At 43.7% G+C, this 23,245-nt stretch carries 20 protein-coding genes; 6 read left to right on the forward strand and 14 right to left on the reverse strand.

All coding sequences use genetic code 11. The features are described 5' to 3' along the window. Positions 1-722 precede the first annotated feature (722 nt). Positions 723-1,823 carry a serine hydrolase domain-containing protein gene (locus L0U89_RS19075; RefSeq protein ID WP_234862983.1) on the forward strand — a complete coding sequence of 367 codons (1,101 nt, stop codon included), beginning with the start codon at positions 723-725 and terminating at the stop codon, positions 1,821-1,823. Positions 1,824-1,972: 149 nt separating this feature from the next. Here the strand turns inward: L0U89_RS19075 and L0U89_RS19080 are convergent, their stop codons facing one another. The 12 genes from L0U89_RS19080 to L0U89_RS19135 all read right to left on the reverse strand — a co-directional run bounded on the left by L0U89_RS19080 (position 1,973) and on the right by L0U89_RS19135 (position 16,163). After that, positions 1,973-2,392, reverse strand: a complete 420-nt coding sequence (locus tag L0U89_RS19080) for a hypothetical protein (protein WP_234862984.1) — start codon at positions 2,390-2,392, stop codon at positions 1,973-1,975. Between the two features lie 31 nt (positions 2,393-2,423). After that, positions 2,424-2,858: a hypothetical protein gene (locus L0U89_RS19085; RefSeq protein WP_234862985.1), complete on the reverse strand. Its 435-nt coding sequence runs from the start codon at positions 2,856-2,858 to the stop codon at positions 2,424-2,426. Positions 2,859-2,984: 126 nt separating this feature from the next. Continuing rightward, the gene (locus tag L0U89_RS19090; RefSeq protein ID WP_234862986.1) at positions 2,985-4,097 is read right to left on the reverse strand and encodes a type I restriction enzyme HsdR N-terminal domain-containing protein; all 1,113 of its coding nucleotides are present in this window, start codon (positions 4,095-4,097) and stop codon (positions 2,985-2,987) included. A gap of 331 nt (positions 4,098-4,428) precedes the next feature. After that, positions 4,429-4,779, reverse strand: a complete 351-nt coding sequence (locus L0U89_RS19095; protein WP_234862987.1) for a dynactin subunit 2 — start codon at positions 4,777-4,779, stop codon at positions 4,429-4,431. Positions 4,780-4,895: 116 nt separating this feature from the next. Beyond that, a complete protein-coding gene (locus L0U89_RS19100) occupies positions 4,896-6,359 on the reverse strand; it encodes a cyclodeaminase/cyclohydrolase family protein (RefSeq protein WP_234862988.1) in 1,464 nt (487 codons plus the stop codon). A 229-nt stretch (positions 6,360-6,588) separates the two neighbouring features. Continuing rightward, on the reverse strand, positions 6,589-7,125 hold the full coding sequence (locus L0U89_RS19105) for a hypothetical protein (protein WP_234862989.1): 537 nt from the start codon (positions 7,123-7,125) through the stop codon (positions 6,589-6,591). A gap of 2 nt (positions 7,126-7,127) precedes the next feature. Then, positions 7,128-8,765: a type I restriction-modification system subunit M gene (locus tag L0U89_RS19110; RefSeq protein WP_234862990.1), complete on the reverse strand. Its 1,638-nt coding sequence runs from the start codon at positions 8,763-8,765 to the stop codon at positions 7,128-7,130. A gap of 18 nt (positions 8,766-8,783) precedes the next feature. After that, positions 8,784-9,968: an AAA family ATPase gene (locus tag L0U89_RS19115; RefSeq protein ID WP_234862991.1), complete on the reverse strand. Its 1,185-nt coding sequence runs from the start codon at positions 9,966-9,968 to the stop codon at positions 8,784-8,786. Positions 9,969-9,971: 3 nt separating this feature from the next. Continuing rightward, a complete protein-coding gene (locus L0U89_RS19120; protein ID WP_234862992.1) occupies positions 9,972-11,276 on the reverse strand; it encodes a restriction endonuclease subunit S in 1,305 nt (434 codons plus the stop codon). Beyond that, positions 11,269-14,235 (reverse strand): type I restriction endonuclease subunit R, encoded by a 2,967-nt coding sequence (locus L0U89_RS19125; protein WP_234862993.1) that lies wholly within the window; start codon positions 14,233-14,235, stop codon positions 11,269-11,271. Before L0U89_RS19125 ends, L0U89_RS19120 begins: the two co-directional genes overlap by 8 nt. Before the next feature lie 151 nt (positions 14,236-14,386). Continuing rightward, positions 14,387-14,866 (reverse strand): DUF413 domain-containing protein, encoded by a 480-nt coding sequence (gene maoP, locus L0U89_RS19130; RefSeq protein ID WP_234862994.1) that lies wholly within the window; start codon positions 14,864-14,866, stop codon positions 14,387-14,389. Between the two features lie 382 nt (positions 14,867-15,248). Further along, the gene (locus tag L0U89_RS19135) at positions 15,249-16,163 is read right to left on the reverse strand and encodes a PD-(D/E)XK nuclease family protein (protein ID WP_234862995.1); all 915 of its coding nucleotides are present in this window, start codon (positions 16,161-16,163) and stop codon (positions 15,249-15,251) included. A 758-nt stretch (positions 16,164-16,921) separates the two neighbouring features. On the opposite strand from L0U89_RS19135, the gene L0U89_RS19140 reads away from it, so the two are divergent. Further along, on the forward strand, positions 16,922-17,134 hold the full coding sequence (locus tag L0U89_RS19140) for a hypothetical protein (protein WP_234862996.1): 213 nt from the start codon (positions 16,922-16,924) through the stop codon (positions 17,132-17,134). 5 nt (positions 17,135-17,139) lie between these two features. Here L0U89_RS19140 and L0U89_RS19145 read toward each other — a convergent pair whose 3' ends face one another. Next, positions 17,140-17,304: a hypothetical protein gene (locus L0U89_RS19145; protein ID WP_234862997.1), complete on the reverse strand. Its 165-nt coding sequence runs from the start codon at positions 17,302-17,304 to the stop codon at positions 17,140-17,142. Between the two features lie 2,714 nt (positions 17,305-20,018). Here L0U89_RS19145 and L0U89_RS19150 point away from each other — a divergent pair. From L0U89_RS19150 to L0U89_RS19165, 4 genes are read left to right on the forward strand one after another with little or no spacing between them, the layout of a single operon-like run. Continuing rightward, positions 20,019-20,765 carry a hypothetical protein gene (locus L0U89_RS19150; RefSeq protein WP_234862998.1) on the forward strand — a complete coding sequence of 249 codons (747 nt, stop codon included), beginning with the start codon at positions 20,019-20,021 and terminating at the stop codon, positions 20,763-20,765. 3 nt (positions 20,766-20,768) lie between these two features. Next, positions 20,769-21,176 carry a hypothetical protein gene (locus L0U89_RS19155; protein WP_234862999.1) on the forward strand — a complete coding sequence of 136 codons (408 nt, stop codon included), beginning with the start codon at positions 20,769-20,771 and terminating at the stop codon, positions 21,174-21,176. Further along, positions 21,173-21,403, forward strand: coding sequence for a hypothetical protein (locus L0U89_RS19160; protein ID WP_234863000.1), 231 nt, complete (start codon positions 21,173-21,175; stop codon positions 21,401-21,403). The genes L0U89_RS19155 and L0U89_RS19160 overlap by 4 nt, the downstream gene beginning before the upstream one ends. Positions 21,404-21,405: 2 nt before the next feature. Then, a complete protein-coding gene (locus tag L0U89_RS19165; RefSeq protein WP_234863001.1) occupies positions 21,406-21,621 on the forward strand; it encodes a hypothetical protein in 216 nt (71 codons plus the stop codon). Between the two features lie 1,422 nt (positions 21,622-23,043). On the opposite strand, the gene L0U89_RS19170 is transcribed toward L0U89_RS19165, so the two are convergent. Next, the gene (locus L0U89_RS19170) at positions 23,044-23,244 is read right to left on the reverse strand and encodes a hypothetical protein (RefSeq protein WP_234863002.1); all 201 of its coding nucleotides are present in this window, start codon (positions 23,242-23,244) and stop codon (positions 23,044-23,046) included. Position 23,245: the final 1 nt, after the last annotated feature.

Below are 23,245 nucleotides of genomic sequence, written 5' to 3' on the forward strand. Positions count from 1 at the left end.
TTCGTTCCTCAGGGTGACGACTCACAAGTCTGTCATTGGTAGGTACGAGGAATCTTTTTTTTACCCTGCTATCCTGCGTTTCCGAACCTAGGATCCCTATTGTATTGTGATCCTGCCGATTCGAGAAGGGCTACACCCTTCGCTGTGGGATGGCGCCCCTTTGGGGCTCACGGACCTCATTCTGATCAAATATTCCTTCGACTGCGGTGGTCTCCCTCTCCTCAAGGAGAGGGTCGGGGAGAGGTGGTCAATTCCTCAAACCTCACAAGCTACCTCAATCGATCGCGCGCGGGGAATGAAAGTCCGCCGGGCCGGCCAGGGCCTTGTGCGATAGCCTAGGATTGGACTTTCTTGTCCTTTTTTGGTTACTTTTTTTGACAAGAAAAAAAGTAACAAGAGAATGTGTGAATGGTAATCCCGTCCATACAGGGGATGATTGTTCAACAACATAGCCCACATAGCGACATAGCTTTTGATCCGCGACCAACTATGTGTGCGCTGTGAACTATGCGGTAAAAAGGTATCATATAGCCACGAATGCACGAATAATCCTGCTTACTGCTTCTGCTAACCGACCCCTGCCCACTGCCCCTGCCCACTGACCTCTGCTACTGCCAACTGCCAACTGACCTCTGCCACTGCCACTGCCAACTGACCTCTGCTACTGCCCTCTGCTATATCCCCCTTCTTTTACTCCCCAAATTTTTCAACTACCTTCCGTTATGAAAAACCTATTCCTCTTCATCCTCTTTTTTGCTCCAATCCCTGGACTTTTTGCCCAGCAAGATTCCGAAAAACAAGCACTTCAGACCCTCCTGGAAGGCCAACTGAATCAGGATATTCCCGGGATTCTCTTTTCGGTCCAATCTGGGGACGGGAACATCAACTGGTCCGGCAGCGCAGGAGTTTCGGATCGGGCCAGTGGCCAAAACCTGAGCCAAGACCAAACTTTCCGAATTGCAAGCGTTACCAAAACATTTGTTGCGGCATCGATTTTGAGACTTTGGGAAGAAGGTAAACTCAGTCTGGATCAACCCATTTCCGAGTACCTTTCACCCGAACATGCACAAATCCTCTCTCAAGACTATGACTTGGGAAAAATCAGCATCCTCCAAGTCCTCCGACACAACGCCGGTTTTTTTGACCATACACATGCGCCCGTTTTCTTCGAAAAAGTCCTGCAACCCGGAGGGCATGTATGGACCCGAACCGAGCAATTGCAGCTTTGTGTGGAAGCGGGACAACCCATCGGTGCTCCCGGTGAATCATTCAGTTATTCCGATACGGGATACATCATTCTCGGGGAAATCATAGAAAACATCCTCGGGAAACCCTTGGGACTTGCGATTCCGGAAATGCTCGATTTTGAAAACCTGAGACTGGAACACACTGCTTTTGAAGGACTGAACCCGCAAGTGGATCAGGAAAGAATCCACCAATATTTTCAAGGACAGGACACCTATTCCTTTCACCCCAGCATGGATTATTTTGGCGGAGGCGGCTTGCTTTCCACGACCGAAGACCTGAGCCGATTCTTTCTGGCCTTGTTTCATGGGAAAGTATTCAAAAACCCAGGCACCCTGGAGCTGATGCTCCAACCCGTGGCGTATACCTCGGCCCCGATGATGGACTATCGCATCGGCATTTACCGCATAGAGGTCAATGGCCTGGAAGCCTTCGCCCATGCCGGATTTTGGGGAACCCAGGTTGTTTATTTTCCAAGTTTGGATCTGGCCATGGCGACCAATTACAGCCAAATCTGGAAAGGAAGAGTGCCTCCCGTGTTTGGAGAAGCCTTGATTGCTTTGGGGAAGGGGAAGTAGGGGTGGGAAAAAGGACTCTTCATCGCGTGTTGGGGCTGGTATTTAGAGTGTTCAAGACGCTTTTTCGGGAAATGCTGAATGGTATGTAATGACACAGGCCACAGGGTGAACGAGGGAAAAAACACAACAAGAAGGCGAGGAACCTTTTTTCAATTCCGGCTTTTGATGGAAAACCTAGGCTCTGGGATTAGGTCAAAGTCATCTCCGTGGGTCAAAAAGTAGATATCCATTTCAGTCTTCCCGATCTTGGTAATTCGCATTAATGGCATTCCATTTATAAGCGCATCATGGCTACGCATACTTGAAACTTTAAATTTGGACCAAGCTATCCCAGGATCGGTTGTGGACTTGACCTCAAAAGCCTTTTCTTCCCCATTCACTAGAATAACCTGTAAATCAATCCCGGAAATATTGACTTTGAATTCGCATCCGGGATATTTTCTTTTGAAAAACTCTTGCGCCATTAATATTCCTAAATGGCCGACATGGGAATTTTTCCCTGTATTTGGATACTTGGACAAGCAATCACTAAGAAATTCTTCTGTGATGACTAGGCTTTCTTTTTTCATTTCTGGTTTCGACGTTAATAATATGCTGAGTTCATCCCAATCTCCCCGAAGGAATCTTGGGATTGAATTTGCGCTCTAGGAAAATCTCCAAAGCTGCTAGCCAATGGATGCCCTTTTTGTCCTTTAAGTTAAACAGCAGAATCGCTTTGTCAGGCTTGTCATTGATATCCCAAACCCCGATCCCGTTAAAGCTTGTTTTGTCAGTCAAATGTTCAAGCACCCTTTTTCGGCTGTTATCCAAACTTCTTCCAACTCGATATACCGAACCATCCCCAATAAAAACATAAACGCCCGGGTGCCAAACCATATCCTCGCCATCTACTGGTAGCTTCAATTCCCGAATTGCTTCGATAGTCATCGGTCTATGATTTTCCAATAAGTCCAAAACCACAAATTTGTCCTTGATCAAATTGAATTCCTGCTCGAAGGATTCAATCACTTGGTTTACGATTTCAGTTCGATTCATATTTAATGATTGTTCGGGTAATGGGATTACAAATTGCGATTAAAGCCGTTTTAAGCAAATCTCCGATTAGTGGCGTATGGTATAGCATCGCAGCGATTGTTGGAGAACCTCCTAGATAGAGGAAATCTACCCTTTAACTTGGTCGATTTTAAATCCTTCCTTCTCTGCGATTTTCACAATGTTTTGAACATTGTCGATTGTCCATTCAGTTGAAACCACAAAACGAATGTTATCGGCACTAGTCAAAATTTCATGTTCCTTTGTGAAATGCCGTTTATCGTCGGTATGCTGATATTTTTGCTGCACATATCCAAGTTCATTGATGACGCCAGTTGAACCCTGCAAATCATCGCGAAAAATATTCTTTAGCTGGTTGAATGTTTTTGGTTTTACGGCAAGAAAATTCCGAATAAACTCCAACACGAATCTATTTTTTGGAAGCCTAATTCCGTTTCCATTGATGATCATTTTAGTCTTATCCCTTTCCCTTGATAGCAAATGGTTTGGTGAATGCTTGATTTCTTTTTGGGGTATAACGTTCAGATTTTGTATAGCAAGAGTACCTAACTTCCTTATTTCAATTTCCACCTTTTCCAACGCCGCGTCAACAACATCCTCCCCGGATTCTTGAATCAGGTGTTGCCTTACAAGATCCTTCACCTTTTGGTGAAAATCAGGCGAAACGATCCTTTTTGTGAGTTCCGCTACTTTCTGCTTCTGGTTGATTTCATTGAGAGAATCCGCGGCGAAAGCATGGAGTGCGTCCGCGCTAAAGCTTTCCTTGGAAAACAACTCTACAAATTGCTCTCCGGCGGAGGAATCCCTCTTAAAGTCAATGGTTTTGATCAATGCGGCATTTTCTTGTTTGTTGAGGTGACCATCATAGAAAACTTGAATCTGTGGCCCAATCAAGATGCCAAAAGGTAGTTTGAACTGCCGCATATAAGTCGACAGCTGAATCTGATTTTGTGCAGATAGTGGCAGGTTTGGTCTTTTGATTTCAACCACAAAAAGCTTTTGCCCAGTTGAATTTGACTTGATCAGAAAATCGGGTTTTAGGCTGTTTTTTGTTGATCCAAGTTGGAAACTTGGCCTGATTTCAAAATCTCCCGAAAATTCCCGCCACCCAAGGACATAAAGTGCTTTGTCTACAATCGCTTCAAATTCCTTTTCGGAAATGTCGCCGTTTATCTTTTCCGAAAGATGGTAACAGAGTTCATTCCATTTTTCTTTGCTCATTTTTCTGACGCTGGTTTTTGGTTTCTTGAATAATAGCGTAACTCTTTAAAAATCGTAAAAATGACGTTTAATCCCTATTCGCCGTCAAAATAATCGTTATCAATATTCGCAAATTCGTAATTCCTTTGGCAGGAGAGACCAAGATATTTCGTTGTAAAAAGAGAATTATTCAGTGATTAATCATGTTCAATAACCTTTTTTCAGAATCAATGATTGGTCTGCCTAGACATAAACAATCGGGATTAAGTTGAAAGTATAGGAATGCGTCCCTATCACTGGCGTGGATTCGCCTTGCCCCCTTTCTTTTTACATGTAAACAAGAAATGAAAGTTTATTTCCCAAAATTCTCCATGTATCTCTCCATCTCTTCTATTCTATCAAATATCTCCTTAATAGACAGGTCATCTGCTTTTCTCCTTGTGCTGGTTTTTTTGATTTGCCGTAATTTCATCCTCATTGATTTTAGCCTATTCTCAGCGGAGTCCAACTTTCTTTGAAGGTCTTCAATTTCTCTTTTCCTGTCAGTGTATCTCATATGAAAACTGAATGCCAGAAAAATTGAAAAGGCAATCGCTATACTGATTGCAATGTCCCATACCTCATTTACATCAATGATGTATATCAGGAAAGAGATACCGAATAAAAGAACGATTATAGTTAAGAATCCTTTTAAGTTTTCCATGTGTGTGATGTTTTCCTTTATGGTTATGATTGAACCGATTCTAAAGTTTGCTATGTAAGAATTTTTGACCAAGTGAACATCCGAACTGACAAGGACATCTCAGATTTTTTGACAGTTCAATACCCAACTGATTTGAAATCAATTAATTCCAATTCCTCAATCTGGATTGCCATAGCTTCTACAGAGACTTTGAATTGGTTGGCAAGAGTCTCAAATGATTTGCCCGCATAAATGGGTGTAGAGGCGATAAAACGGGAAAGATGTCTTTTTTCTTTGTGCTTCTTTTTTAAATCACTAAGACTGATTCCCAAGTGAAATGCCACATCCTCATCTATTTTGAGTTTTTCAGATTGAAATCGAGCCAAGAATTGTGCCTTCATTTCTTTTCGGGGCATAAGGAAAAATGCGGCAAACTTATCGGCTTGAACTTCAATTGGGTCTCTTTTAGGGTTATCAATTCGGAAATCCAATTCCCTATCTCTATGAAACACCCTTAAACTTTTGTGATGAAGAATGGCATGGCCCAGCTCATGGGCCATTGTGTACCGTTGAACAGGTGGAGAAAACTTAGTTGCTACCCGCACTATTTTTTTGACATTGTCAATTGCTCCTGCTGTCTCTTTTCTGCCATCAAAATCATTAAACGTCCCAAGGCTTGGGACCTTTTTGATATCATAGCCCAAAAAATTAAAAGCCAACTCTGAATTGGTAACAGAATCAAGGTCTTTGGTTGTTGAAACATTGTAAAGTTCCCGTTGGAAGGTCCTAACTGATTTTTCAATTTCGCTAACGTTTATCTTGGATAAAACACCACCAATTTTGGCATGGGAACGTTTTGCTTTCTCGATTTGCTTTTGAAGGATTTTAATTTTGGTTTGGGCTTCAGCGTAAGTTTTAAAATAGTCTGATCGAATTTTGTCAATCTCCAACTCAAGATCATCAAGTTCTTCGTGTTCGATAAGTTGTCTCAGATTTAATTCAGCAATATGGAGGCTACCCATCACTACTGATAAAGAGTTTTGTACTGCCAGAGCTGAGTCTCCTCTAGCACCCTTAAAACCATTCAAAAAAACATAAAGTCCCTCTCTAGCAATTTCGTGAGATAACTTTGCGATCTCAAGTACAATTTTTGTAGCTAAAAGATGATCTTGGTCTAACTTGGATTTTACCTTAAGAAACTTGTTAGGAATTCCTTCCTCAATTTCAGATTTCAGATCGTCACGAAGTTTCCGAGTCGTTATTACCTCGTCAAAGACAATATAATCATCATGAAAAAGCTGGTTTAGCCGTGGTATATACACATTTTCAATTTTCTCCTTTAAAATCTGCATTTGAGCCCACTCGTGACCGTACTTTTCTTTTTTGTTCGGTTTCAATGTTATTTTTATGACTGTTAAAAGCAGTTGCGCATTAACCACTACTTGCAAAGCGGCCGAACTTCCAGAACCTGGAATGTGCTTTCCAGCTCCAATTTTTTCCAGCAATTCGGCTACTGTTATTTTCGAAAAGACTATATCCATACTTGTAACGAGATAAATCGGTTTAAACTTCCCTAAAAATACAACTAAAAAAATTTCCAAGCGATTGGGAACCCAAATCTGAAAATATTTTCACTTAACGGTGAAAATCGTTGAAGGAATATAACATCCCCAGAACCCAATCCCGTCAAAAAGGAATTTTATGTATTTGCCTTTTGCGCATTCTAGTATTAGTCATGACACCAGATTGCCTTGAGTAAAATTGCGGAACCTCTATGATGTCAATGCCAATTCTTGATTTGATCCAAAAAAGTAAAAATGAAAATTCCGACTAAATAAGATTCTTAAAATCTCCCTTTTCGACTCTTTTTAGAAGCTTTCTATTCATCTCATTTAAGCCAATTTCGTTTCTCATTTTTGTAATCAGTTTCTCCAACTCCTGGGTTTGAAAGTCAATTATTGAGTTTATATCCTCAATAGGGTTTTCGGAATTTTTCATGTCAATTTCCCCATAAAGTGTATCTAGGTAATTCATGATTTCTGCGATCAATTCCTCAGAAAAATAAATAGACCTCAAACCAATTTCTTTATGGATTTGATCAATTTCGAAATCAATTTTATCTCCGAGTTCATTAAGTTTAACAATATTCATAAAAGCTTTATCCCCAGTAATCAACTCTTCGGCTTCATCCCGAACATCGCCCAAAATTTTCAAAAGTTTAAAAAACTCTCCAATGACATCACTATAAGCTTCCAATTTTTTCAGGTAAACTTGATTCTGAAGATCTATGTTTCTTCCTCGAAAATACGCCGCTACTGAAAAACCCAGAGCGATTACAGATATAAGAATTGTAATCCAGTCATGCATAATCATATTTCATCCAACCCCAACTCCCTCAAAAAAGCATTGTGCTCTTTGGTCTTTTCGGCAATCAATTCATTGATGGAAACCAGTTTCGTGTTCACTTCTTTCAAGTTGATTTGCACTTCGTCTTCTGAGGTGCTGACATATCGTGATATATTCAGATTGTAGCCATTTGTTTCGATCTCATCCATAGATACTCTCCGTGCATAGCGCTCTACGTGGTCGGGTCTGTATTTATAGGTTTCTATGATTTTTTGAATATCATTTTCTCTGTCACCCGATTTTTCACCTTCTCTTAGCGAGTTTTGTCTTTTGCCAGGCTTATATTGTTCCGAGGCATTGATAAACAGGACATCGTCCTGCTTTTTGCACTTTTTCAAAACGAGGATACACACCGGAATTCCGGTCGAATAGAACAAATTGGCTGGAAGGCCGATCACGGTATCAATGTGATTATCCTCCAACAACTTTCGACGGATTCGCTCTTCTGCGCCGCCCCGGAATAGCACCCCGTGCGGAAGAATGATCGCCATGGTTCCTTCCTTGGCCAAAAAGTGGAATCCATGCAGGAGAAACGCAAAGTCAGCCGCTGACTTGGGAGCAAGTCCATAACTCTTGAATCGGAAATCTTCTGCCATGGCTTCATTGGGTTCCCAGCGCAAGCTGAAAGGAGGATTGGCGACAATAGCGTCAAACTCTGTCTTCTTGCTTGGATTCATTTCATTGAGCAGTGGCCAATGGTTTTCCAAAGTGTCGCCATGGAATATCTCAAACTCAGTATCCTTCATCCCATGCAAGAGCATATTCATCCGGGCTAGGTTGTAGGTAGTGATGTTTTTTTCCTGCCCGTAGATTTTGCCGATGCTGCCAAAGTTCTCGACCAACCTGCGCCTCACATTCAATAACAAGGAACCCGAACCGCATGCAAAGTCCAAGACCTTGTCAAGTTTCTTTTTCTTTCCGGTTTTGGGTTCTTGGCTGTCCAGCGTAACAATTTCGGATAGGATGGTAGAAATCTGCTGTGGGGTATAAAACTCCCCAGCTTTCTTGCCAGATCCAGCGGCAAACTCACCGATCAGGTACTCATAGGCATCGCCAAGCGTATCCGAATCCGCGGAAAACTCCGCGATGCCCTCACTGATTTTCTGGATAATGGTACAGAGTTTTTTGTTTCGCTCGGCAGCAGTTCTGCCCAATTTTTCGGAATTCAGATTGATCTCGGAGAAGAGCCCTTGGAAGGTACTCTCAAAGGATTCATTCTCGATAAAACGGAATCCCTCCTCCAAGGTCAGTAACAAATGCTCGTGCTGTGTCCGTGCCATTTCTGCCACATTGCTCCAAAGGTGCTCGGGCTTAATTACATAGTGCACTTTTCGACGCATCTGTTTCTCAAACTCATGCACATCCTCCTCATTGGCCTTGTACCAGACGGAGAGGGGTGTTCGCTTGTCGGAATCATCCAATTTGGGATAATCCGACCCCAACTCTTTTTTTGCAGATTCCTCGTAGTTATGGGACAGGTACCTCAGAAACAAAAAGGAAAGCATGTAATCCCGGAAATCATCCGCGTTCATTGCACCACGTAGGTTGTCTGCTATTTCCCAAAGGGTTTTGCCTAATCTATCTTGATCTTTTTGTGTCATACTTTTCTGTTGAATTCTTTAATTAAAAATACCTGGGATTTTAAATTGATATTTATCAACAAATCCTTTGAGAATTTTTTTGAATAAATCTTTATTATCCTCAGTCATCGGAGAAGGAGCAAATATTGAATACTTGCCATGACTTAGTAACTGAACTGCCCTGTGATAAAGCACTTCATCCTCTAAACCATGGATTACTTCGTCAATCTTATTATATCCAAAAAAACTTACAGCTTTTTCCATTACTGTTCTTAAACCATTAAAATGATAAGTATGAATAACTTCTGAAGTTGCAACTTTTTGCAATTCACTCAATAAAGCGATATGATGAAAAAAAGGTGTATCATCCGTATTTTGTAATCTATAATTTTGAGGACTAGTTAAATGTAGAAAATAGGTTTTGCCTTTCATTTTTAATTCATTGTACATCACATTGAAAAAAAGACTATGGTGAGTAGACAATATAACTTTTACTTTTCGTTCTTTTTCTACTTTCTTTTTCTGGCCTGCTTCCTCTATTTCCTGATATATACCGCTATCTATCATAGTGGCCAAACCGCAGGCTAATGCAATAGCATTGTTTTCATCCAAAGAGGAAATTGGGTCATCAATATAAACATACTTTACCCAATCATAACCTTCAGCACCATCGATTGCCAATTGATAAATTGCAAGGAAAAAACACCAGATAAAAAGATTTTCTTCACCTCTAGATACTTTTATTTTTTCGACATTCTGTGCTACACCATTTACCAGTTCTTCTCTAATAAATCTTACAGCCCAGTGAGATTCCGGATCCTCCTTGTCACTTTCGCTAGGTTTGATATAGTTAAAGTCGATCCTAAAATTGAAATTACTATAATAATGAAGTATAGGGCGGATTTTATTTTCGATATCTAAATCTTCGATTCCTCCAAAAAACTTAGAATATTTATTTAAAAGAAGCACTCTGTGTTCATCGTTATCCAAGTCATTATCCCAAGTAAATAAATCTTCAGTAAACGCGTTAAAATAAAGTGTATCAATTACAGGATTTCTCTTTTTTCTCTTACTAATATTTTTAAATTCAACTGAAAGACGAGTTTTTCCAGTTCCGTTATGGGCATAAAGCAAAACATAGTTATGATCGTTTAGATCATCTCTTAATCTAACTCCCACATTTCTCAATGTTTTATATCCATATATTTTTTTAATGCCACTCATTTTTCAATCATTAATTTTAGGAAATATTCCCTGCATCAATCCTCTTTTATGTAATTTCAAGTGCTCGATCTTCCCCGCCTGTGCTGTAATTAAGGCATCTAAGGACGAGAGGCATGAAGCTATTTTTTGTTGTTCCTTTGGATTTTCCGGCACTGGAAATTTGTACTTAATGAAATTCTTCCCATTGATTGAATTTATTGTCGCTCCAAGATCTGCTTTAACCTGTTTGTCGTAATAGTCGGTTTGAAATAGTTGAAAAACAAATTTGGGATTTTTTGCCCTGAAAACGGTCATAAATGCTCCATGGGTAGCAAATGGAATACCCTGTGGAATAATTGCATTTTTTCCAATGAGATTTTTTGAACCATTTCTGACACATATTAGAATGTCTTTCGGTTGCGTTAAATTAGCACCATTTATATCCTCTCTAACATAGACACAATCGATTAAATCTATTAATCCATTTTGAATGTTTGAAGACCTTAAAACAAGTAAACCTTGATCTCGGACATCTTCTGGGCTGTATGTAAGGCCATTTATCAAAAAACCTAATTCGCTAAGTTCTTTTTGTCTCCACTCTCCTTCCTTCTCAAACTCCTTAAACCGAAACTTTGGTACTTTCTCTCCATCTTGCGGAAAAAGGTTTTGCATCAAGCCTTTTTTGTGATCTTTGAGTAGTTCCAACTTTTGGCTTTGGACGGTAATTACTTCATCTAAAGAAGAAAGACAGGATGCGATTTTTTGTTGTTCTTTTCTTTTTGGAACAGCTACTTTTATTGAACGAAGATTACCCTTGTTAATAGCCATTAGTGTTGAAGAACCAACCATTGACAAAAGTTTTTTCTCAAACTCAGGTCTTACCATTAATTGATATATAAAACCTTCATCTACAAAATCATAAAATTTCAATACGTAGGTATTTGGTGCTAATGTCATTGGTTTATTAAAATAAGGCACTCTGAACACCTTACCAATACTACCAACATTAGCCATCACTATCTCATTTCCATAAAGCGAAGTTTTTGATAGAAAGTCATATCCTCTTTTATCTGTGAATCTTGCAGGCGTGAATGTTTTTTTATCTAAATCAGTAGTTCTAACTAAAACAGCGTATTCATCGCTATTGTAATATGTGACATTTTCTTTAAGAGATGCAAAACTGCCATTTGCGGTATAATCAGCTAAAATATTTATTAGCTCACCGAACTCATTTATTTCCCATTCCCCTTCATTCTTAAACTCAGGAAAACGCAGTTCGGGTATCAACCCTTCGACTCTGCTAAGGGCAAGTTTATCTTCTTTACTCATAAGCTGCTAATCCTGATATTTCACGCCCTTGGGCAAGTTTTTTTAATTGGGGTACGAGGTCTGTCATCAAGGCAAGTTCCTTTACTCGCCGTTCTTTCCAGGTGAGTTTCAGTGGTGCGAGCAGGTCGGTCAGTTTTTCGCCGTCGAAGATCATCCGGCTAAGTATATTTTCCACAAAGTTTTTCAAGTCTGCTGTTTGCAATCCATGCTCCTGTGCGATATGCGCGAGTTCTTTGTTGTATTTATCTTCTCTGAAGGAATCGAAGCCCTTGCGGAGACTATCCACGTCTTTGCCACTGTTCCAGTCCAGGCTACTGATATACTCAGAGAGGTCTTCTTGTTCCTCCATCAGGTTGGCATTGGACCGCAGCAAGCGAATGACCTCTTCCTTGGTCATCCTTTGCCTAGACGGCTTCCTTTGGGTACTGTCGGCAATCAGGTTCATGATGTAGTCGTAATCAATCACCGCTGAGGCAAAGAGCACAAACTCAAAATCAAGTTGCTGAATATCGGCAGGGGCATCGTCTCCTTCCTTAGTTTGTATCTCCCGCAGTTGCTTGGCCGTCTCGATGTAAGAGCTTCGGAATTCCAGCAGGGTTTCCTTGGGCAGGATGGCTTCGATTTGTGCCTGTTGGCTTTCACTGATGTCCGTGTATTGGTCGAGTTGGGTTTTTAGCCGTTGTACTTCTTTGAAGGTTTTCACAAAGGCAATACGCGCGGCATCTCCTTTGAGGTTGTACACCTCCTGAGGCTCATTGACCAAGTGCTGCTGCTCCATAAATACGCCCAAGGCTTCCACCGCCTCTCTGTACTTTTCGATTACCACGGCAGCGGGTTCGACCAGCCAGATTTCTTTGGCACGGCCATTTTCATCACCGGAGTACAGTGTAATGGCCTCGTTTACAGCTTCCTGCTGGGACCGAAAATCGAGGATATTTCCATAGGGCTTGGTATCGTTCAAAACTCGATTGGTGCGGGAGAATGCCTGAATTAGTCCATGGAATTTTAAGTTCTTGTCTACATACAAGGTATTCAAGTACTTGGAGTCAAAGCCCGTCAGCAGCATATCCACGACGATGGTGATGTCGATCTTGTTTTTGGCTGCATAGTCCTTATTGCTGTACTTGTGGTCCTTGATGCGTCTTTGAATGTCCTGGTAGTAGATATCAAACAGGTTGATGTCATGATTGGTACCAAACTGTCGGTTGTAGTCAGCAATGATGGCCTTGAGTGCAGCCTTCTTTTCCTCAGGATTTTGTTTATTGTCTTCCTTTTCCTGAGTTAAGTCTTCCTGGATCTGCTGAATGTCTTTGTTGCCTTCCGCGGGAGGGGAAAACACACAAGCGATGTTCAGCGGATTGAAATTGGGATCGGCTTCTTTTCGTTGCGTTTGGATTCCCTTGAAAAGCTCGTAGTATTTGATCGCATCATTGATCGAAGCCGTGGCCAGTATCGCATTAAACCTGCGGGAATTGGTGGCAGCCTCATGTTTGCCAAGGATAGCCTCTACCACTGCTTGTTGGGCAATGGGTTCACCGGGTTTGGCTTGAATCGTTCCCTGTGCCTTAAAGAAGTCGATGTGAAAACGCAATACATTGCGATCCTCGATGGCATGGGTAATGGTATAGGCATGGAGACGCTGCTGGAAGACGTCTTCGGTGGTTTTGTAAGAGGCTTCCTGTCCGTTGATCTGTTTGTAGTTAGCGTTTAGATCAAAAATCGGCGTTCCTGTAAATCCGAACAGTTGGGAATTTGGGAAAAACTCCTTGATGGCTTGGTGGTTTTCACCAAACTGGGAGCGGTGACATTCGTCAAAGATGAACACCATCCGCTTGTTTCGTAGCGGTTCCAAGCGTTCTTTATAAGCCTTTTTGTTGGTGCCATCCAGCGCCAGACCAAGCTTTTGGATCGTGGTAACGATGACTTTATCCGCGTAAGCAGTCGATAGCAGTCGCCTGACGAGTGTTTCGGTGTTGGTATTTTCCTCTACACTTCCTTCCTGAAATTTATTGAACTCCTCACGGGTTTGCCGGTCAAGGTCTTTTCGATCCACGACAAACAAGCATTTTTCAATGTCTGGGTTGCTCTTAAGTAGGGTAGAGGCTTTGAAAGAAGTCAAGGTTTTCCCGCTACCTGTGGTATGCCAGATGTAGCCATTCCCGCGGTTCTGCTGGATGCAATTCACGATCGCCTTTACTGCATAAATCTGGTACGGACGCATGATAAGCAGCTTCTGTTCGCTTTCCACCAGCACCATGTACTTGCTGATCATTTCACCCAAGGTACACTTGGTGAGAAATCTCGAAGTAAAAGACTCCAGGTGAGTGATCTTTTTATTTTCCTCGTCTGCCAGCTGATAAACCGGCAGAAACTGCTCATCGGCATTGAAAGCGAAATGCTGATTTTTGTTATTGGCGAAATAGTATGTATTGGTCCGGTTGCTCACGATAAACAATTGCATAAAGCAGAGGAGAGAGTTGCCGTATCCGTTACCCGGTTCGTTTTTGTACTCCACAATCTGCTGCATGGCTTTTCTGGCCGATACATCATGTTTTTTCAACTCGATCTGCACCATTGGCAGGCCATTGATCAGCAAAATGATGTCATAGCGTTGATGACTGTTTTCAGTATTGATTCGGAGTTGGCTGATAACTTCAAAGTCGTTTTTGCACCAATCCCTATTATTGACCAAAGTGTAATGGAGCGGCGTGCCATCCTCCCGCTGGAAGTATTGGATTTCTCTTAGAAGCTTGGAAGCTGCAAACACATCCGGATTGATGATTTCCTCACGCAGCCGCAAAAACTCATTATCAGAAAGACGGACACGGTTGAGCGCTTCAAATTTGGATCTGAAGTTTTGCTCAAGCGTTTTCCTGTCCACGATATCAGTACGATAGACATACTTGAGATCGCAGAGTTGATCTATCAGCTGTTTCTCTATTTGGTTTTCAGTACTCATTCAATCTTTCCCAAGAACTTTCTCAAACTTAATCCAATAATTGATTCGATCCGGCAGGCAATATGCGAAAGCCACTTTTTTTATGTCGATTTACCTAAAATTTACCTAAGAGAAAAAACGGGGCGCAAAAATTGGACATCTTCTCCGCGAATTATCTTTTATGATTGTCAGTCATGACTTTGAACATCATGCCCCGTTGTTGCTTAGCCATGTCACGGTTGTAAAAGCTGTCCTCCTCCAATCGGTAGTCCGCTTCCATGATGTGTTTGTTTTGCGACTCCCATTCGAGCCTACCCAGATATTTGAACCAAGCCCATTCGTAGGGTGAAACGGGCATTTTTTCCTTTCTCGCCACTTTAAGAAACTCCTTTTGCATATCTGTAATCGGTTCAATTATTCCATCAGTCAAAGCTTGAAACCAATTGCCGTATTTTTCGATAATTTCGATTTGATCGCTGCTGAAAATAGCAGTTTTGCACCTGACCTTAAAGGGTTCTTTTTCACGAATGAATGCAAGATGTTTTTCCTTCGAATCCATATACATCAATGTTCGAAAATCTGATCCTGCTAAAATACTCGTTTGTCCCATGCCGCGCCATACCGTGTTTGGGGTATTTTTTACCAGATACATGAATTTTGTTAATCAAAAGCATTAAACTGAATTGATTAATCTTTCCTGGTTTTGCAAAAAGTGCCTAATTGTGCAAGGGGAACTTGCATAAATAGGGGAGTTTGCGAAGGGTGTACGGAGACACGGGTGTCTGTGCTATAACGGGCCATTTACGTGGACTTATTGACCACACTAAATAGCCATATAAATTTTCACACAGGGCTGTTGGGCTTAGTTAAATTGGTCGGTCGCAAATTGGGATTGATAGGGGGGGAGATGACATCCCGATGCCTTTCGCGGACCGACCTGCCGTTAGGAATTACAAATTCCCAAAAAAAAATCGAAAAGCGTAGTTACAATTTCCGCATAGAGGGGTGACTTCCGACGCTTTTTGTGCGACAGGTTAAGTTTCAATGACCTTTCTTTCGATTATCCAATCCCTCAGGAATTGGATATTTTCCAAACCTTTCCGAACAGCTTCAAGCTGAGGATCAAATTCCTGGGTTCGGTCGATCTTCCCTGAAAAAATGCGGATAGAAAATGTCTTGTTGTGTTTTTGGAGTACCGCGCCTTGGGGGAGTACCTCTTTGATTTTATATGCAAGCTCCTCGGGGAATCCGGCAAAGGTGGCGTCCACATTTCCTTGCCGCAGCTTGTGTACAAAAGTGACTCCCTTCAACCTTGGATCAGTCAGCTGTGGCCAATCACTGTTGAGGGGTACGATTCCCGGTTTTTTCATGTAAAGGCTGGGATAGGCCTTTTCCTTGAACTGGTAATAGGACTGCCAGAATCTTTGGACGGGAGGGGAGTTTTCTGGTCGGTACCCTCTCCTTTGTTTTTCGATGGCAATCTTAAGCAATGAACTTTTGAAGAGGTTTCGTTTCGAACCCATAAACTCCAGCCTCCTGCAGACGGATTCGTACGTGATAAAATTGTCAAAATCGTTCTGTGTGTTGCAGTATTTCTCTGGGGCAAAAAGCACCGCATAGGCTTCTTGACATTTCCCCTCGCTGACGTAAGCGGATGCCCGCTTTTCATACCTTTCAAACTGTAAATTCTGAAATAGGGCGTCAATCTTGTTTTCAATGAGGACAAATATTTTCCGATCCTCCGAAAAATAGGTGAAAAGGATGTCCGTTTCCCCGAGACCAATTTGTGACATACTCTTCCATGAGCCGTTGACGGATGTCAGGACAGGGAGTTGGAGTTCACGTACAAACCACTCCGCAAAGGTGACATCGGTCGACAATTCCTCCAAAAGAATCAAATCGATGTCCCGTTCTTGGATAGCCTCTACGGGCAAAATGCTGTTTTCCATTTTTGGCAAAAATTGATGGTGGATAAATTTAAACGATTCTTTTCAAATGCATATGCTGATTAAAGTCTGTACAGCTTTCCTAAGTTTCCAAACGCAGGATTCTACAACATCCCGACATCCGTACATCCATACTTCCAAACCTGAAACAAAAAATCGCCTCTCCGAGGCTCGCGATCCCAAGGGAATCCCCATTGCTACAACCAAAACGCCACGCTGTGGCTTAACCTGTCCAAATCTGAACCACAGTTTCTATCATTAGCGCGATCTCCCTCTCCTCGACGACAGGGCGGGGGAGAGGTTTGCATTCATCATTCATGATTCAAAATTCGATATTCATTATTTCCCATCCTCCGAATCTCCCCTCCAATCCCTTTTCCCATTCATCATTATTAATTCAGAATTCACAATTCACCAATCCCTTTTCCCTAATCCCATCTCCCTTCTTCCAATGTTTATTCACCATTTCACCGCTTCTTCTCACTCAAAAACACTAGAGTTAAAATTTACTTTTTCCAATAAAAAACAATCCTATTCTAATTTTACGCTCAAAAAAATACCCAATATTGGTTATTTTTTATTTCAGAAATATGGATTAGTTTCACGTATGCATTGTTCGGTATATGGGTTAATATTTTAAGTACGCGCTTCTCGTATATCGACAGGCACAAGTCAGTTTATCTCGCAAGCTTGGGGTGGGACTGCACGGCAGCTTTTACCCAGGGCCCAGTAACTTTTAACAACCCGTAATTCACAACACTATGAGCAATGTCAAACGATGTGTCGTGTATCCCAAGGATGTCATGGCGATGACAGGGAGAAGTGAAAGGTATTGCCAGCTTCTACTCTGGAAAATCAGGAAGTTTTACAAAAAGAAACCCAAGCAGTTTGTCAGCATCGAGGAGTTTTCCCGGTTTTCGGGAATTCCCGTCCGCGAAATCGAAAGATTCTTCAATGCCAAAGAAAACTCATAAGCTCCTCAATCCCCGTGGTCTGTGTCCGCACAGACCACTTTGCGTTGTCCGACGGTTGTACTGCCGGACACGCTGGTAAAATTGCCTTTGGCGATTGGACTGTTCCTTTCCCATGGTCTGTGCCTCACAGACCATTCCAACCTACCATCATCCGTTTCTGAACACCTCATGCCGCAATTTCAACCCGAATATCTAAACCCATTTCCCAATCTGAACAAGAATCTCGAATCTGAAGCCTTGTATCTTGTGTCTTGAGTCTTGCGTCTATTCCCGACCGCTTTCTGTTCTACTATCGTTCAGCAAAAACCTCCTCCTAATTCCTACATAAATGCGTAAAAATCCGCACAAATGAACCTATTGAAAAAAGTCAATTTTGAATGGATAAATACAATTTGTGTCGACCTAAACCCCAATTTTTCCCTACGGCCTCCCGACCGTCTCCCGACGATGTCCCGACCGTGTCCCGATACCCACCCGACCATTCCCCGACTTTTCGCTAAATTCCTAGAAATCATGGTATTTTTTTGATACAGACTGGATTCGGTTATCCTGAGTCTCCTTAAGTAGGATCCGATGTACAATATTTGAACCGTTCCAAGGCCTAATCCAGTCGTAATCATCAAAAGCCTTCCTTTGTCATTCCGAGTTTTTAAAATTGGGCATTTACAGAAAGGCAATGACAACAGATTCAAACCCCCAACGGGGGTTGAACCATGAACAGCCCCAGGTTTTTCCCGATAATTATCGTGGACCGGGGTAGAGTGTGATGCAAATTTGGATCAACCCCAATGGGGTTGAACTATTGATGTTGGGATTCTTGTCATTGGTAGGCACGAGGAATCTTTTTCTTTTTTTTGTTTACCCCGCTATCCTGCGTTTCCGAATCTAGGACGGTCGTGTTGCAAATGTTCTGTGAGGAAGATTATTCAACAACATAGCGCACATAGCTTTTGATCCGCGACCAACTATGTGTGCGCTGTGAACTATGTGGTGAGATCAGCATCGAGTCGCGACGAATGCACAAATAATCCTGCTTACTGCTTCTGCCAACCGACCACTGCCACTGCCAACTGACCTCTGCTACTGGCCACTTGATTTCATCCCTTCCCGGTTTTTGGTGAAAACCCAATTTCCCAATTTCCCAAATCGCCCCCAAAAACCAAAAAATCGCCGATTCCCTCTACCCCGGGTTGCGGTGCACAAGGAAACCCGTAGATAGAAGGAGAGGAGAAGCACCTTACCCGGGGCTATTCATGTTCCACCCACTCCGGGGTGGTTTTTCAAATTAGTGGAATTTAATTCAAGCGGCGGGATATTTTCTGCGCCTGAAACCGCACAAAATACCCCAATCGGATCGCGCGGAGGAGCGAAAGTCCGCCGGGCCGGCCAGGGCCCTGTGCGATAGCCTAGGATCGGACTTTCTTGACTTTTTGGTTACTTTTTTGTCAAGAAAAAAGTGACAAGAGAAATAGAGAATAGTAATCCCGTCCAGCTTTGAAAGTGAGTAATGGTATTGAGCCAGTTACAATTTGGCAGGAATAGGAGGGTATTTTCAGTTGCATAATCCAATCTCTGTTTGAATAACGAAGGCTTTTCCTTGTCATTCCGAGTTTTTAAAATTGGGCATTTACAGAAAGGCAATGACAGCTGAGTCCCGTCATGCTGAACCGTAGCTTGCGGATCCCGACAGCCGTACGGGAGAAGCATCTCCTGATTTGCGGAGACCCTTCGTTCCTCAGGGTGACGCCTAACTCTCTGTCATTGGTAGGCACGAGGAATCTTTTCTTCCCTTTGTTTTCGTTATCCTGCGTTTCCTAACGCAGATTTTTGTTCACCCTTGTCCAATGAGGGATGCCGCCCTTTCAGGGCTTGGGGGAAATCGGTTTCCCTTATGCGAAGGGCTGCACCCTTCGCTAGAAGATGCCGCCCCGTTGGGGCTCCATGTACCCAAATCCGAACACAATACCTCCCAGCTAAAACGTCTCCCTCTCCTCGAGGAGAGGATAGGGGTGAGGTGCTCAATTCCCCAAACTGCACAAATTACCTCAATCGATCGCGCGCCGGGAATGAAAGTCCGCCGGGCCGGCCTGGGCCTTGCGCGCAGATAGGATCGGACTTTCTTGTCTCCCGATCACCATCGGGATTGGTTACTTCCTGCCTGTCGGCAGACAGGTTTTTGACAAGAAAAAAAAGTGACAACGGAAAGAAACATAAAGAGTCCAAATCAAGGATTGACGAGGCCATTAACGCTCCTATTAGAAATCGCTCACAAAATCGCCTCTACGTGGCTCGCGATCCCAAGGGAATCCCCATGCTGCATTCAATACGCCACGCTGTGGCTTAACCTGTCCAAATCTGAACCACAGTTTCTTTCATTAGCGCGATCACCCTCTCCTCGACGACAGGGCCGGCCTGAACTTCCCATTCATCATTCATCATTCAAAATTCGATATTCATCATTCCCCAACCTTCCAACCTTAAATTCAAAATCGCCTCTCCGAGGCTCGCGATCCACCATCAAACCCCATTTCTACAATCAAAACGCCACGCTGTGGCTATCTTTCCCTAAATCTGATCAAAGATTCCTCCCGCTGCTGTGTTCTCCCTCTCCTCGAGGAGAGGGCCGGGGTGAGGTTTATTCCATTCATCATTCATCATTCATCATTCATAATTCCCCAACCTTCAAACCTCCCCCTCCAATCCCCAATCCCCAATCCCCATTCTCCATTCCCCTTGGCCACCCATTCATCATTCATCATTATGAATTCCCATTCCCCATTCCCCGAATCAATCCGTTTAAAAACGAACAGAACGCACATTCATTTTCATTTTACCACCCCTCCGCCCAATTTGGAGCCATGTTTCACTTAAAACACCTACAATTATGGCAAAACAGATGAGTGTATTTACCCTGAAGGGAAATATTGGAAGAATCAATTTCTTCGAGAACAAAGATGGTTTCCAAGCCAGGGAAAAAGGAGGCGTGTCCAAAAACCGCATCATGACAGACCCCAAGTTCGCAAGGGTCAGGGAGAACATCGCGGAGTTTACGGCCAACGCCGAAGCGGTCAAGCTGCTGAGGACCGCCATGCGTCCCGCGGTTCAGAAAATCACCGATACCAAACTCCACGTCCGCTTGGTCAACAAGATGATGCAGGTCCTCAAATCCGATCCCATCAACAGGAGGGGAGAGCGGAAGGTCCAGGAAGGGGATTGGTCGATGTTGGCAGGAGTGGAGCTCAACAGCACCACGCCATTGTCCCAAACCTTGAAGATCCACGTCGACCCGATCGACACCCCAACGGATTGGGGAGTCACCGTGCCGGCCTTCAGCCCAAGCGATGACATCATCCTCGCCCAAGGCGCCACCCACCTCCGCTTCTTTCTTGCGGGCGTGTCCCTGGACTTTGAAGCCGGTATCACCACCTTGGTCACGAGTCCATCTGTCGAGATTCCGGTCGAACTTGCCGCAGGGCCCGTCAACCTGAGCATCCTCAAGTCCCAGGTTCCGCATTCCCACAAGGTCTTGGTGTTTGGAGTAGAGTTCCTCCAAATTGTCAATGGCGAGAACTACCCACTCCTCAACAGTTCCAACGGTGCGGGGGTGATACTCTTAACAGAAAGGAGCTAAGCCATGAGACTTTTGTTGATCAGAAGACACGGCCGCCTAATCACGACCTCCGTGTTGTGCTGCGGCAATGTTACGTGGGCCTCGATGTTGGCAATAGCGGAAGATAGGGAAGCGGTTCCTGTCGGGAACTATGAGCTCTTCTGGGACTACTCCGAAAAAGAGGGTTGGCATTTCCGACTCGTACAAATCGGGGGGACGGCCGTCGCAAGGATTCTTCCCTTCCGGCTCGGGAAACTGCCAAAGTGCGCATTCTTGCCGGTGATGGGCTTCAAGAATGCAGCCGAAACGCCCAACCTGGCCTTCCAGCGCCTCATGGACCGGATGGAGCCTTACCCTGGGGAAGACTGGAAAGTGGAGATCATGGACCTTCCACCAAAGACAAAAGGGAAGCCATGCAAACTGGCCAGTTGACCCTAATCCTGGGAACGGTGGTGACCATCCTGCTATCGGTCATCGCCTACTTCCTCAAGCTCCTGGTGCAGGACATCCGCGACCTCAAGCGCGACCATATGGACCTGCGTGAGCTCTGCATTTGGCTCAAAGCCGAGCAGAGTAACCTGAGAATGTACCTGGAACAGGGGAGGCGCAAAGCCTCCCCACCGGTTCCGGGAAATCGTTTCACGGCAAAACCAAACTAAAGATGAATATCAATGAAGTAAAAGACAGGATTTCCAAACCCACCCCGCCCTTTTTCAGGCAACTGAGAACCATCGGGTTGGCGTTGGCTGGCGTAGGTGCTGCCATCCTTGCGGCGCCGGTAAGCCTCCCGGCGGTGCTTGTCACTGCCGCGGGTTACCTGGTTACGGGAGGGGCAGTCCTCTCCGCAGTCAGCCAAGCGACAGTCAAGGGCGAATAAGCCACCAAACCAAAAAGCCGGCAAGGTTTCCTTGTCGGCTTTTTCTATTTCCCATGTTATTCAATGCCTGCTTCTTTTTAATGTTCAAACACTATCTCCAGGATTGAGGAGACACTGCTCCACGAAAGCAATCAGGACCTCTGGGTAACACCCGACACGCTTTCATTGGCAGGCTTGAGGAATTTATTCCTTTCCTTTGTTCGCCAGGTTTTCCTCTATTTCCGAAAGCAGGTTTTCAGGGCCCAATCCATGATTAGGAGGAAAGGCGTAGATTTTTTGAAAATAGCTGAATTAGCCAATTACAAATTGGCAATGACAGGAGGGTGGGATTACAAATCCCACCCAGCGGGGGGTGGTGTTTCAAATTAGTGGAATTTAATTCAAGCGGCGGGATATTTTCTGCGCCTGAAACTGCACAAGTTACCTCAATCGATCGCGCGCAGGGAATGAAAGTCCGCCGGGCCGGCTAGGGCCTTGCGCGCTGATAGGATCGGACTTTCCTGACTTTTTGGTTACTTTTTTGTCAAGAAAAAAGTGACAAGAGAAAGAGAGAATAGTAATCCCGTCCAGCTCTGAAAGTCAGAAATGGTGTTGAGCCAGTTACAATTTGGCAGGAATAGGAGGGTATCTTCAGTTGCATGATCCAATCACTGTTTGAATAACGAAGGCTTTTCCTTGTCATTCCGAGTTTTTAAAACTTGGGATTTACAGATAGGGAATGACGGCTGTGGCCCGTCATGCTGAACCGTAGCTTGCGGATCCCGACAGCCGTACGGGAGAAGCATCTCCATGATTGAGGAAACTCCTCCCCACGAATCGGGACCTCTGGGTGACGCCCGACACCTTGCCAATGGTAGGCACGAGGAATCTAACCCTTTTCCTCTTTTTTATCCCGTTTTCCTGTATTTCCGAAAGCAGGTTTTCAGGGCGCAATCCATGATTAAGAAGAAAGGCTTAAATTTTTCGAAAATTGCCGAATTAGCCAATTTCAAATTGGCAATGATAGGAGGGCGGGATTACAAATCCCACCCAGCGGGGGGTGGTGTTTCAAATTAGTGGAATTAAATTCAAGCGGCGGGATATTTTCTGCGCCTGAAACTGCACAAATTACCTCAATCGATCGCGCGCAGGGAATGAAAGTCCGCCGGGCCGGCTAGGGCCTTGCGCGCTGATAGGATCGGACTTTCTTGACTTTTTGGTTACTTTTTTGTCAAGAAAAAAGTGACAAGAGAAAGAGAGAATAGTAATCCCGTCCAGCTCTGAAAGTGAGAAATGGTATTGAGCCAGTTACAATTTGGCAGGAATAGGAGGGTATCTTCAGTTGCATGATCCAATCACTGTTTGAATAACGAAGGCTTTTTCTTGTCATTCCGAGTTTTTAAAATTGGGCATTTACAGATAGGGAATGACAGCTGTGGCCAGTCATGCTGAACCGTAGCTTGCGGATCCCGACAGCCGTACGGGAGAAGCATCTCCGTGATTGAGGAAACTCATCTCCACGAACCGGGACCTCTGGGTGACGCCCGACACGTTGCCAATGGTAGGCACGAGGAATCTAACCCGTTCCTTTTTTCGCCACGTTTTCCTGTATTTCCGAAAGCAGGTTTTCAGGGCGCGATCCATG

Source organism: Mariniradius sediminis, assembly GCF_021491425.1.
GTDB lineage: Bacteria > Bacteroidota > Bacteroidia > Cytophagales > Cyclobacteriaceae > Mariniradius > Mariniradius saccharolyticus.